At 33.0% G+C, this 13,530-nt stretch carries 13 protein-coding genes; 5 read left to right on the top strand and 8 right to left on the bottom strand.

Annotation, left to right across the window (positions count from 1 at the left end; translation table 11 throughout):
- Window positions 1–19 precede the first annotated feature (19 nt).
- Window positions 20–691, top strand: a complete 672-nt coding sequence (pgmB, locus tag COJ46_RS05275; RefSeq protein WP_097976754.1) for a beta-phosphoglucomutase — start codon at window positions 20–22, stop codon at window positions 689–691.
- Window positions 692–755: 64 nt separating this feature from the next.
- Here pgmB and bioB read toward each other — a convergent pair whose 3' ends face one another.
- Genes bioB through COJ46_RS05260 form a run of 3 tightly spaced genes read right to left on the bottom strand, consistent with a single transcriptional unit; the run spans window position 756 to window position 3,028 of the window.
- On the bottom strand, window positions 756–1,751 hold the full coding sequence (gene bioB, locus COJ46_RS05270) for a biotin synthase BioB (protein ID WP_097976756.1): 996 nt from the start codon (window positions 1,749–1,751) through the stop codon (window positions 756–758).
- A 16-nt stretch (window positions 1,752–1,767) separates the two neighbouring features.
- On the bottom strand, window positions 1,768–2,454 hold the full coding sequence (gene bioD / locus COJ46_RS05265; RefSeq protein ID WP_176522551.1) for a dethiobiotin synthase: 687 nt from the start codon (window positions 2,452–2,454) through the stop codon (window positions 1,768–1,770).
- A gap of 1 nt (window position 2,455) precedes the next feature.
- Entirely contained in the window at window positions 2,456–3,028 is a 573-nt protein-coding gene (locus COJ46_RS05260; protein ID WP_097976760.1) for a biotin transporter BioY, read from the bottom strand.
- Window positions 3,029–3,166: 138 nt separating this feature from the next.
- Between COJ46_RS05260 and bioA the strand changes: the two genes are divergently transcribed.
- Complete coding sequence (gene bioA / locus COJ46_RS05255) at window positions 3,167–4,525, top strand: adenosylmethionine--8-amino-7-oxononanoate transaminase (protein WP_097976762.1); 1,359 nt, start codon at window positions 3,167–3,169, stop codon at window positions 4,523–4,525.
- Between the two features lie 154 nt (window positions 4,526–4,679).
- Here the strand turns inward: bioA and COJ46_RS05250 are convergent, their stop codons facing one another.
- From COJ46_RS05250 to COJ46_RS05235, 4 genes are read right to left on the bottom strand one after another with little or no spacing between them, the layout of a single operon-like run.
- Window positions 4,680–5,840 (bottom strand): MFS transporter, encoded by a 1,161-nt coding sequence (locus COJ46_RS05250; protein WP_097976764.1) that lies wholly within the window; start codon window positions 5,838–5,840, stop codon window positions 4,680–4,682.
- 41 nt (window positions 5,841–5,881) lie between these two features.
- The gene (locus tag COJ46_RS05245; protein ID WP_097976765.1) at window positions 5,882–7,195 is read right to left on the bottom strand and encodes a VTT domain-containing protein; all 1,314 of its coding nucleotides are present in this window, start codon (window positions 7,193–7,195) and stop codon (window positions 5,882–5,884) included.
- Between the two features lie 40 nt (window positions 7,196–7,235).
- Window positions 7,236–8,594 (bottom strand): sensor histidine kinase, encoded by a 1,359-nt coding sequence (locus COJ46_RS05240; protein WP_097976767.1) that lies wholly within the window; start codon window positions 8,592–8,594, stop codon window positions 7,236–7,238.
- Between the two features lies 1 nt (window position 8,595).
- Window positions 8,596–9,294, bottom strand: a complete 699-nt coding sequence (locus COJ46_RS05235) for a response regulator transcription factor (RefSeq protein WP_097976769.1) — start codon at window positions 9,292–9,294, stop codon at window positions 8,596–8,598.
- A 237-nt stretch (window positions 9,295–9,531) separates the two neighbouring features.
- On the opposite strand from COJ46_RS05235, the gene COJ46_RS05230 reads away from it, so the two are divergent.
- Window positions 9,532–12,648, top strand: a complete 3,117-nt coding sequence (locus COJ46_RS05230; RefSeq protein WP_097976771.1) for an efflux RND transporter permease subunit — start codon at window positions 9,532–9,534, stop codon at window positions 12,646–12,648.
- Window positions 12,649–12,733: 85 nt separating this feature from the next.
- On the opposite strand, the gene COJ46_RS24390 is transcribed toward COJ46_RS05230, so the two are convergent.
- Window positions 12,734–13,090: a hypothetical protein gene (locus COJ46_RS24390; protein ID WP_176527923.1), complete on the bottom strand. Its 357-nt coding sequence runs from the start codon at window positions 13,088–13,090 to the stop codon at window positions 12,734–12,736.
- Between the two features lie 35 nt (window positions 13,091–13,125).
- Between COJ46_RS24390 and COJ46_RS05220 the strand changes: the two genes are divergently transcribed.
- Together COJ46_RS05220 and COJ46_RS24125 are read left to right on the top strand one after the other, a co-directional pair.
- Window positions 13,126–13,305, top strand: a complete 180-nt coding sequence (locus COJ46_RS05220; RefSeq protein WP_097976773.1) for a hypothetical protein — start codon at window positions 13,126–13,128, stop codon at window positions 13,303–13,305.
- A 36-nt stretch (window positions 13,306–13,341) separates the two neighbouring features.
- Window positions 13,342–13,521 (top strand): hypothetical protein, encoded by a 180-nt coding sequence (locus COJ46_RS24125; protein WP_141437799.1) that lies wholly within the window; start codon window positions 13,342–13,344, stop codon window positions 13,519–13,521.
- Window positions 13,522–13,530: the final 9 nt, after the last annotated feature.

Below are 13,530 nucleotides of genomic sequence, written 5' to 3'. Positions count from 1 at the left end.
AATCTATGGAGGTATCATTTTGAAAAAACAAATTGAAGCATTTATTTTTGATTTAGACGGTGTAATTACTGATACTGCTGAATTTCATTATTTAGCGTGGAAAAAGTTAGGTGAAGACTTAGGAATTCCTTTTGATCGTGAATTTAATGAAACATTAAAAGGTGTAAGCCGAACAGATTCATTAGAAAGAATCCTAACATTAGGAAACCGACAAAATGATTTCACTGAAAGCGAAAAAAATGATTTAGCAACAAAAAAGAATGCACAATATGTGGAACTAATTCGCAATATATCTGAAAAAGACTTATTACCCGGTATTGAATCATTTTTAAAGCAAATTAAAGAAGCTGGTATTAAAATTTCAATGGCATCTGCTTCAAAAAATGCATTAATGGTCGTTAAAGCTTTAGGCATTATTGATTATTTTGACCATATCGTTGACGCTGCAACAGTCATTAATTCTAAGCCAGATCCAGAAGTATTTTTAAAAGCTGCCGAAGCAGTTTCTGCTAAACCTGAGAACTGCATCGGTGTGGAGGACGCGGCAGCTGGTGTAGACGCGATTAACTCGGCTAATATGTACTCAGTTGCGATTGGAGATGCTGCAATTTTAGGCCATGCTAACCTAGTTTTATCATCAACTGAAGAATTAGAACTTAATCGTATTATTGATAAGTATTTAACAGTTTAATACCAAAGTATCATTTTGATTAATTAATAATAAAAAAACGAAAACCNNGGTTTTCGTTTTTTTATTATGAAAATATCTCTTCTTGTTTTCCAACCAATTCAATCTCAAACCCTAAATCTTCTAGCATTGCATGGTCACTATTTGTCTCCTGACCTTCCGTAGTCAAATAATCACCTATAAAAATACTATTTGCAGCATACAGTCCTAGTGGTTGTAAACTGCGCAGATTTACTTCTCGTCCTCCTGAAATTCGAATTTCTTTCGTTGGATTTATAAAGCGGAATAGTGCTAATACTTTTAAACAATAACGCGGATTTAATTCGTTCACGCCTTCTAGTTTCGTTCCATCAATAGCATGTAAAAAGTTTACCGGAATGGAATCTGCATCCAATTGTCGTAATGTCCTCGCGATTGAAATAACATCTTGTTTTGTTTCTTTCATCCCAATAATGGCTCCTGAACATGGAGATATACCTGACTGTTTAACTTTCTCAACAGTATTGATTCGATCCTGATATGTATGAGTTGTCGTAATATAATTATGGTGCTCAGCTGATGTATTTAAATTATGATTATATCGATCAACACCTGCTTCTTTAAGCTCATTTGCTTGATGATCCTTAATAAGTCCTAAACACGCACATACTTTCAAACCATACAATTCTTTAATTTCCTTAACTGCATCCGTTACTACATTTACATCTCGATTCGTTGGTCCGCGCCCACTTGCAACAATGCAATATGTACCTGCTTTTAATTCAAAAGCACGCTTTGCCCCATCAAGAATTTCTTCTTTAGATAGAAAAGGATATTTCTCAATCGGTGCACTAGAAATTGAAGACTGGGAACAATAACCGCAATCCTCAGGACAATAACCACTTTTAGCATTAATGATCATATTAAGTTTAACTTTTTTTCCATAATAATGTTTCCTTATGATAAATGCACCGTTTAAAAGTGAAAGTAATTCATCATCTTCACATGACAAGATGCTTAAAGCTTCCTCATTTGAAATTTCTTTACCTAAAATAACCTCTTGCGCTAATTTAGTCCAATTCATATCATCACTCACCATTTCATTGATTTTTCGTTAATAATTCCTGGAATTCTAAAATAGATGTTTCTGTAAAAAAATCCATCTGCTCCGGTATAACACCAAGAACGTTATGACCTGTTAATTTTTCTAGCATAACTAAATTATCTTTTTCCATTTCACCCATAACTGAAGGTACATTATTAATTAATAATCCCATTAGATTAATTTGGTGTGATTTTAAATATTCAGTTGTTAATACAGTATGGTTAATTGTTCCTAGCTTTAAAGATGTAACAAGGATTACTGGTAAGTTTAATAGTTTTATTAAATCAATCGTTCCAAAATTTTCTTTTAGCGGAACCGCAACTCCGCCCGCTCCTTCAACAAAAACAACATCATGCTTATTTTCTAATTGCTTATATTTTTCTAAAATAACTTGCTCATCAATATAAACATCTTCTAGTTTACTAGCTAAATGTGGTGAGACTGGTGTTTTCAATGTATATGTACTGTAGTAATCATGCTCTTCTGTTAGTTCTAGTTTTTCTTTATAAAAGGCTGTATCTTCCCCTATGAGTCTATTGTTAATATTAACGACTCCACTTTGTATTGGTTTATAGGGTATTGCATCAATCCCTTTTTTCTGCAAGCAATCCACCATTTGGGCAGTAACATAGGTTTTTCCAATATTCGTATCGATACCAGTAACAAAATATCCTTTTCCCATCTTAAGCAGCCACCTTTTTTTCATTTTCTCTAGCTTTTGCAAAATGGGAATGTAGGCGCACCGCCAATACTCCCCCAAAAACAGCTAGTAATAAATCTTGTCCAATACTATATACGAGTCCCATCATTAGAACGTCTTTAAATGAAATGGAACTATCTAACCAAGTGTTTAATGAAATATATACATATGTAATGCCTAAAATATAAACAATAATTAACCCTATTACATTAGCAAAAATAAAATTCTTAAGTTCTGGTTTCTTTGTTTTTTCAACAATTGATCCAATTACATACGCAGCAATAATGAAACCGATTAAATAGCCAAATGTTGGTTTTAAAACATATTCAGGTCCGCCACCCGAAGCAAATACTGGTATTCCGATTAATCCAATTCCAACATACAGTAGTTGACTCATCATTCCTTTTTTACTTCCTAAAAGGCAGCCCGCTAAAAATACGAAAAGAATTTGAAGCGTAAAAGGAATCACTGGTAAAGGAATCTTTATAAAGGCTCCAATCGATGTTAGTGAGGCAAATAATGATATTACTGTTAATGATAAAGTTCTATTTTGCATCGTATCCCCCCTATTAGTTTATGAGTTTGGCATATTAGCAAAATTTGACAAACTCACAAAATTAAATTAACATGCAATTGAAATATATGTCAACCAAACTAAAAAAATGGTTAACATATAAAACAGGGGGAAACATATATGAACCATGAACTCTATCAAGATTTATCTAAAAAAAATAAACAGTATCTTTGGCACCCTTTTACTCAAATGAAGGATTATCTAAACGAAGATCCGCTAATTATTTCACATGGTAAAGATCGAAAACTATATGATGTATTAGGCAATGAATATTACGATGGTGTATCCTCTATTTGGTTAAATGTTCACGGTCATAATATTCAAGAATTAAATGAAGCCATTCATGAACAATTAGAGAAGGTTGCCCATTCAACACTTCTTGGAATGGCCAATATACCTGCAATTCTTTTAGCAGAGAGACTAGTTGAAATCTCTCCAAGCGGATTAGAGAAAGTTTTTTATTCAGACTCAGGTGCTACCTCAGTAGAAATTGCGATTAAAATGGCCTATCAATATTGGCGAAACATAGGAAGATCCGGTAAAAATACTTTTGTTACAATGAAGGAAGCTTATCACGGAGATACAATCGGAGCAGTGTCCGTAGGGGCAATCGACTTGTATCATCAAGCATATAACGAGTTAATGTTTCCAAGCTTAAAGGTTTCCTATCCACATCTTTATCGTTCAAAATATGTGGGAACTGAAGAAGAAATAATCAATTCCTATTTAAAAGAGGTTGAAAATTTATTCATCGAAAAGGCTAACTCAATTGCGGCATTAATTATTGAACCAATTGTTCAAGGAGCTAGTGGTATTATTGTCATGCCAAAAGGGTATTTAAAAGCAATACAGGAATTATGCATAAAGTATGATGTATTGTTAATTGCTGATGAAGTTGCAACAGGATTTGGGCGAACAGGTAAAATGTTTGCTTGTGAACTAGAAGGAGTTACGCCAGATATTTTAACTTGTGGCAAAGGGTTAACTGGTGGCTATTTACCAGTTGCAGCAACTTTAACGACTAACAAAATTTATGAAGCATTTTTAGGTACATACGAAGAACAAAAAACTTTCTTTCATGGGCACAGCTATACAGGTAATCCCCTTGGATGTGCTGTTGCATTAGCGAATCTAGATTTATTTAATAAAACGAAATTATTACAACATGTCGAAACAATCTCATCTTATGTCCAAGAGAAACTGATGCAATTTAATGAGTTAAAACATGTTGGAGATATACGTCAAAGTGGCTTGATGATTGGAATTGAACTAGTAATATCAAAGGATACTAAAGAAGCTTTCCATTGGAACGAACGAATTGGTGTGAAAGTAACCAAAAGAGCAAAAGAGCTTGGACTACTAACCCGTCCCCTTGGAAATGTTATTGTATTTATGCCTCCATTAGCTTCAAAAGAATCGGAGCTTGATGAAATGATTGATATTCTTTATCGCGCTATTTCTGAAGTTACAGAAATGTAAACTAGTCACTTGAGTTTTAACTTTTTGATAAACTTATCATTCTTTTAAAGGTTGAGTTAGAATGCCTTCATCATCATTAATTTTCCAGAAAAAACAGAAAAACCCTTCATGTTGGTTTTTCTGTTTTTTTCCAATAATCTATTTAGTTTTTTAGTCACTTCTTAAATTTCTTTAACGTTCTCGTTAACAATAAAGCAGTAAATAATGCAATCACTCCATTAATATAAAATGAAGTAGTAGCTCCAAATTGTTGCCATAACCATCCTGTTAGCAACGAAGCTGGAAAAAATCCAATTCCGGAAACCATCGCATAGAAACCGAGTGCCGTTCCCTTCGCATCAGGGCTCGCTAATTCTACGACAAGTGCTTTTTCAACCCCTTTTGTTAAAGCTGAATAAAGTCCGTATAGAATAAAAAGAATGACTAAACCAGTGGCTGAGTGAGCTGCTGCAAATCCGATATAAACGATTCCATATAAAGCATATCCAGCTGTTAGTATTCCTCTACGTCCATATTTATCGGAAAAAGCACCTGAAATATAAGAAAAAGAAGAAGCTGTTAAATGAAATAGTAAATACATCAATAATACACTTTGATTCGAGAATCCAAGATTTGCCGCTCTTAATAACAAAAAAGAATTGGATGAATTTACAATTGTAAACAATAGTACAATTAATAATAGTTTCTTTATATTGGAATCTAAAAGCTCCCATTTAAAATCTAACTTTCTTGATGGCTTATTTGGTTGCCCAATTGGTTTATTTATTCTTTCTTTTACACTAAATAAAATAATCCATCCAATTGTTATAGGAATCAATGAATATAAAAACACATCCTTAATGTTTTTATTTCCTACCGCTTGCAAAATAACAATGGCTGTTCCTATTCCTAAAGCAGCTCCTAACATATCCATCATTTGATGAATACCGAAAACTCTACCTTGCTTATTTTTCCCACCAGATTCTGATATTAAAGCGTCTCTTGGGGCTGTACGAATTCCCTTTCCAGTTCGATCAACTAGCTTCCAAATGAAAACTCCGATCCATGAACTTGAAAAAATTAGAACAAGCCTTCCTATACCTGATAACCCATATCCTACAATCGCCAAGTTTTTTCTGTTCTTCAGTCGATCTGAACGCTTACCAGAATATAACTTTAATACACTAGCCAGACTTTCGGATAAGCCGTCAATAAGACCGATTATAAAAGGACCTGAGGCTGACAGAATAATAGGGATTAACGGTGTTACCATGTAAGTACCCATGTCTGTAAAAAAGCTGACCAGACTTAATATCCACACATTCTTGCCTCTCATAATCCATTACCTCCTTAAATCGTAATAAAAGAAGATTACAGTCATTCGACTTGCTTTTTTAATAATTTTTCCTCACGTATATTCTCTTTCAACAGCGAGACAAATCGAAACAACTCTAATGAGAATATGATTCCACTTAACCAAACTGAGCTGAATACAAATCCAGCGGCAATGTCACTAGGCAATAAGTGGTGCAAATAGACGCTGCTTATAGAAAATAGTAGAACAACAAAAATAAAACAGAAGAACATTACGATATTAAGTAAATAAGCTTTGTTATGTCGAATTAACATAATAATGAAGTAACCTAATACTGTCAAAATCAACATAGATTTTTCATTTGGAAAGTTTTTACTTACATTACTACCTAACATAAAGTTGAAGATCCAAGGAATCCCAACGGAAAGTATAACAATTCCAGCTAAACTAGCGATAAAAAAGAGCAATTCTAGCCATTTATTTTTGTTGTTTATTAATATGACAAGTATGGTAGCAAGTGAGACTACCAATAAAACCTTCCATGTCGATAATGAATAAATAAAGTTCATACTCCCATGCCAATTTTGATTAAATAAATTAAAAACAATGGTCTTGAATACGGAATTGAATTTATTAAATTCATTACTAATTTTGTCCTGAATTAAGCCGATCATTAAGATATAGAACGTAACGAAAAAAATTAAACATGTTAGGATGATCAACTTTAATTTCATGAAACTTTTAAATCTCTTGAAACTTGATTCAAAAATTAATAGTAATGACTCTTTTATTATTTCCTTATTTGTTCTAACAACAAATAATGTAAGTACGATAATACCTAATAAAATGCTACCTAATACTAACCACTTTTTAATTTCTACTTGATAGATATCCCATTTAGGTCCCATAATCTGCCCTAACCATATAAAGGTTCCAATCCAAAGAAATACACCTATATAGGAAAAAAAAGCAAAGGATCGATACGGTAATTTAATGATTCCAGATATGATGCTTGCGAAATGTCTAATCCCTGGAATAAAGTAAGATACTAATAATAATACCTTCCCATACTTTTCATACCATTTTGACATCTTCTCGATCTTTTCAGGACCCATATGGATATAACGTCCAAATTTGCGAAAAAACGGTGTACCAAGTTTATATCCTAACCAATAGGAAATCGTTACCCCAACAATTCCACCCAGACCAGCAGAAATAATAGACAAAACAATATTCATTTTCCCATGAAAACATAAAACACCTACATAACTCATTAATGCTTCATTCGGAATAGGAACTATAATCAATTCCAACATTAATGATAAAAATAGGATTATATAACCATATTCATTTAATAAATGGATGATTTCGTTCATATTAAAACCTCAATCTTCAATACTCATGTACTGATTATTTTCACTTAAACTCATCTAGGGGAAATACTACCTCTACTTCCGTTCCTACATTTTCAACACTTTTAATATTAATTTTCCCATTATGCAAGCTAATTATATTTTTTGCAATTGAAAGACCAAGTCCAGTGCCACCACTAGTTTCACGGCTACGCGCTTTATCAACTCGATAAAATCGTTCAAAAATATTTTCTAATTCTTCCTCTCGAATCCCAATTCCGTAATCTTTTATTGAAAGAATAGCTGATTCACTACTACAACTAATGCTTACCTCAATTTTGTCTGAACTGTACTTTATAGCATTATCTAAGAAGATAATAATTACTTGTTTAATTTTAAGTTCATTACCTTTGATTAATATTTTCTGTTTTTGTGCGTGGAAAGCAATTTCTCGTTTATATACATTTTGCAGTTGTACTAAAGTCGAATTACATAAAGCAACTAGATCTACTGGATTCATTTCGATATTCTTTAAATGTTCTGATTCGGCCAAAGTTAATAGCGTTTTGGTTAAATCTTGCATACGGTTGGCTTCAGAATATATCGTTTCTATTGCTTCCGTCGCCATTTCCTCATTTTTCAAACCACGTCTTCTTAATAAATTAGCAAAGCTACTAATGACAGTAATCGGAGTTTTTAACTCATGAGAAGCATCTGAAACAAACTGTTTCTGCTTTTCGATGTTTTCTTGTAACCTACTGATCATTCGATTAAACGTGCTTGCCATTTTATGCAATTCATCTTTCGTTTCATTTTTTATTAAAATCTTTTTTGGAACCCCACTTTTTTCAATATCTTCCATCGTAGTAATCATAGAAGTAATTGGGTTCATTATGATGCGTGTTAACCAACTTCCAGCCATCATTGATAAAATTGCAGAGACACCAATAACAATCGCCATTATTGTTAATAACAAATCTTTCCGACCTTCAAGTCCTACTAACAGCTCACCAATTTCGAGCGTTCCAATCACTTTTTGGTTCTGTAAAATTGGTACACGTACGACTATATTTTGATGCTCACTAAAAGGGATTAGCTTCGTTTCTTCTTTTTTAGTGAACTTAGGTTTAATACGATTCAGTAGTTTATCATTACTAATTTCTGTCACAATATTAGAGTTTGGATCAATGATTCGAATATAAGAATGATTAGACATAAATGGATATAATGCTTCTTCATTTATCACCAAAGAGTTATGGATTTCATGTTTTTTTAAAATTTCATGCGCCTTTTGACTTACAACATGTTCTTCCATATTTACAGTTGTTTTCATAAACAAATAAAAAACTAACCCGTTAATTAAAATTAGGATGATTAAGATCCATGAAGTAATTAATAAATTTATTTTAGTTGTTATTTTCATCTTAACCCTTCCTCATTGTGTACCCCACACCTCGTATCGTTCGAATTAAAGGGACGTCAAAGTCCTCTTCAATTTTCTTTCTTAAATGTCTAATGTACACATCAACAACATTTGTTTCCCCTTCGTACTCATAACCCCAGACGGTAGTTATGATGCCTTCTCTAGTCACAATTTTATTTTGATTTGTTAATAGATAAACTAATAAATCATACTCTTTTGGTGTTAATGAAATGACTTTACCATCCCTCTTTACTTCTCTAGCTTCTAAATTAACAACTAAATCCTCAATCGTTAAAGTGGGATTTTCGTCTTCGCTTTTCTTAAATTCATGAACTAGATTACTTGATCGTAGACACGAACGTATTCTTGCTAAGACTTCTTCGATTTCAAAAGGTTTTGTAATATAATCATTAGCACCATAATCAAGTCCGATAATTTTATCGTGTGTGGCATCTCTAGCAGTTAATAAAATTACTGGAACAAATTGATTTGTTTTTCTGATCCTTCTTAAAACTTCGATTCCACTCAATTCAGGTAACATAACATCTAATAAAATTAGATCGACATTATTGCTTAAAGCCGACTCTAAACCAGCTTTTCCATTATGTTCGACTAACACTTCATAACCCTCATATTCTATTTCTAATTTTAAAACTCGAGCTATATTTATTTCATCCTCAATAATTAAGATTTTCTTCATTTAACTCACCTATTTCTATTAATAGTTTTAGTATCTCTATTCTATTTTTAAGACTGATTCTAGTCTTAGAAGTTCCTTGTATAAATGCCATTATAGAACTTTTGATTCGTATTTTTTTCATTTTAATCTAATTTTAATTGATTATTCATAAAAGTTTCAGTTAGGAATTTTACAATGACATGGAGTTGATTTATGAAATAATTTTCAATTTAAAATAAAAATCTTAGGAGGTTTAAGATGAAAAAATTTATAGAAGGGACCATGCAAAGAGCAATTTTAATGATTGTTTGTGTCGTTATGATTGTAACTTGGGGTGCTATCTCAGCTTATCAAATGCAACGCGATTATTTACCAGGTATAAACAATTCAACTCTTACTGTAAGCATGCGTCTACCTATGTATCAGGCCGATCAAGTAAAACAAAATATTACTAATAGTCTTGAAAGTGCTGTAAGAACAACAGAAGGTTTACAAGATATCGAAACTAGCTCTTATGATGGCGGAGTTTTTATGAGTCTGTATTTTCCAATGAATACAGATATGAAACAAGCCGAAATTGATGTAAATAAAGCTTTAGAAAATGCGGACATTCCTCCGACAATTACATCTAAACCTTTAGTTACTAGACTTACAACTAGTTCATTCCCAATCCTAACTTTCAGTTTGACTAGTGATAAATTAGATGATAATACTTTAAAATCAGTAACACAAATGGATATTGTGCAACACCTTAAAACAGTTCCAGGTGTATCTGATGTATCAGTATTTGGTGGTGCAAAAGACGGATACGTACTAACTGTTAGAACAAAGGACCTAGCAAAAAATAAACTTACTTTAGATGACTTAAATAAAGCATTAGCTGTATCAGTTCCGTCCTTACCTGAAGGAACGATCTTACAAAATCAATTGTCTATTCCAGTTAAATTTGATGGATGGAATTTAAATGAAAAACAATTAAATGATGTAAAAATCAAAAATTCAGATGGTGATCAAATTCCACTTTCAGCATTTGCAACTGTTACCCACGCCCTAAATGATGGAAAAACGATTGCAAGAACTGATGGAAAAACAAGTGTTCAATTAAATGTTATTAAAACACAAAGTGCAAACATTACCGACGTAGCAAAAAATGTGAAGGAAAGAATTCAAAGCTTACAACAAGTAAAAGACGGTTCTGTAAAATTGACTCCTCAATTAGATCGTGAAAAAGAATTAAATGATTCATTAAACGGTTTAATTCGTGAAGGTTTACTTGGATGTCTTTTCTCAATGATTTGCGTATTTTTCTTCTTCCGCAATGTAAAATCAACATTAGTCATTGCAATTTCATTACCAATTTCTTTATTAGCAACAACAGCTATCCTAAAGTCAATGGGGATTACACTTAATATTTTAACCGTCTCAGGCTTAATCGTTGCAATGGGTCGTATTGTTGATGATTCAATCGTTATCCTTGATAATATGTACCGTAAAAGAGAACAAAATCCTGATAAATCATTACTATATTCATTAAGTTCAGCAGTTTATGAAATGACACCGGCAATTTTAGCATCAACACTTACAACAATTGCTGTTTATATTCCAATTGCCTTTGTAGGTGGAGCTATTAGTGCTTCGTATAGCGGATTTGCTTGGTCTGTTGTTATCTCTCTAATTATATCGTTCTTTGTAGCAATTCTTGTTATTCCAGCACTTGCACTAATGGGTTGGAAAAATAATACAAAGAAAACAAATGCTGTTTCTTTAGAACCAATGATGAAACCGATCTTATTATCATCATTAAAGAAGAAAAAACTTACAATTTTCATTTCAGCTTTACTATTTATTTTCGCAGTAGCATTTGGTTCGTTTTTACCCGTTTCATTCTTACCAAGTGCTAAAACTGGTCAAGTGGCAATTAAACTTGAATTACCTCAAGGAAGTACATTAATGCAGGTAGATTCCGAGGTTCAAAAAGTAGAAAATCAATTAAAAAATAATCCAAAAATAAAATCTTATCTATCTAATTTTGGATCGACCAATACGCCACAAAGTGATGATGTATTTGACCAAGGCGGTGGTTTCCTACAAAAGCCTAACGTAGCTAACATTTCTGTTGCTTTAAAGAACGAAAAAGACTCAGACCAAGTCATTAAAGAACTTGGTAAACAACTGCCACAATTATCTAAAAATGTAGCTTATACTGTTTCAAGTCAAAGTATTGCTGGTGATGATTCTTTATTGAAAGTCATATTTACTGGCTCTGATCAAGCTACACTAGATAAAATTGCAGATCAAATGAGATCAAAACTTGTTAAAATTGATGGACTAAGTGTTGATGGAAAAGTAGATTTAACATCTGGTCTTCCAAAATATAAAATTACATTTAACCAACAAGCAATTGAACAAAATGGAATTCAATTAGCAGATATAACGAAAGTAATTAACCGTTATATGTCACAATCTAAAGATGCTACATTTGTAGTTGACCATATAAGTCTGCCAGTTGATATGTATCTTGATCAAATTAGTAGTGGAAATACTCAAGTTCAATTAAATGCATCGACAGAAGATGTAATCAATTCACTTAAAAATGAAACTTTCTTAACAAGTAGTAATAAAACCGTCAAACTTGAACAAATTGCATCTATTACGAAAGATAATGCTCCTTCAACGATTAATGAACGCAATGGAGAGCCTTACTCAATCGTTACAGGTCAAATAACTTCAAATGACATCAGTAAAGTTTCAAAACAAGTTGATGACGTAATTAGTAAACAAGCTCTTCCTAAAGGAGTAAGTTACTCTATGGGAGGTATTACTCAACAAGTTAAAGAAATGATTTTTGATATGTCAATTGCCGTAGCCTTCTCTATACTTTTAGTTATGGTCATTACTTCATCATTATTTAAAGGATGGAGAGCTCCAGTTTCAGTATTATTAAGTATCCCACTAGCATTAAGTGGTGTTGTTATCTCTTTAGTAATAGTAGGTGGAGAGTGGAACTTAGCAGCACTAATCGGGGTCTTAATGTTAACTGGAATTGTAGTAACAAATGGTATCGTACTAGTTGATAAGATTGAGCGTAATCGTAAAAACGGTATGAATACTGAAGAAGCCGTTATTTCTGGTAGTCTTTCAAGGATTAGACCTATCTTAATTACAGCAGCAACAACGATTTTAACACTATTACCACTAGCATTTTCACACCAAGGTGATACAGTTATTTCACAGACATTAGGAATTGTTGTAATCGGTGGGATGATCACATCTACTTTAAATAGCTTTTTAGTAATACCAATTATTTATCAATGGTTGCATAAAAAACAATCAAATAAGAAAGTAATTTCAACTGAGGAAGTTAATTCACTATAATTTTTTAAAGGTAACTCTTGTATTTGAGAGTTACCTTTTCTATTTTAGATTTTATATTTTTTAGGCCAAAATCTTGTACATATTTTCATCTAATAAATAAAAAATGTATAGTCAAAAACACTGACAAGCTATCCACATATAACAAATTGATAGTTAGAAGACCTGAATAATTCAAATTTAATGGGTGATATATAATGAAGAAATGTAACTGTGACAGTGAGCCATGTAGATGCGAACCTAAACCTCCGTGCCCACCAATAAAGCCACTTCTACCACCTAAGCCGCCATGTCCGCCGCCTAAGCCGCCAAGTCCACCGCCTAAGCCACCATGTCCACCGCCTAAGCCACCATGTCCACCGCCTAAGCCACCATGTCCACCGCCTAAGCCACCGTGTCCACCTTGTCCTCCATGTCGACCGTGCCCGCCATGTCCTCCATGCAAATGTTGTTGTTGCGAACATGAGAAATGCGAGTGTCATGAACACAAGAATTGTGATTGCTACGAACATAAGAAATGCGATTGCCATGAGCACAAGAATTGTGATTGCTGTGATCACAAGAGATGCGAGTGTCATGATCACAAGAAATGTGATTGCCATGAGCACAAGAAATGCGAGTGTCATGACCACAAGAATTGTAATTGCTGCGAACACATGAAATCCGATTGTCGTGAGCGCAAGAATTGTGATTGCCATGAGCACAAGAAATGTAATTGTTGTGAACACAAGAAATGCAATTGTCATGAACACAAGAAATGTAATTGTCATGATCACAAGAAATGCGATTGTCATGACCACAAGAAATGTGATTGTCATGACCATAATAAATGTGATTGTTGCGAACACAAGAAATGTGATGGCAGTATTACGGTGAATATTAATA

The sequence above is a fragment of the Bacillus sp. AFS077874 genome (assembly GCF_002566505.1).
GTDB lineage: Bacteria > Bacillota > Bacilli > Bacillales > Bacillaceae_G > Gottfriedia.
Note: the sequence above shows the minus strand (reverse complement) of the source record. Positions and strands in the feature narration are given on the sequence as shown.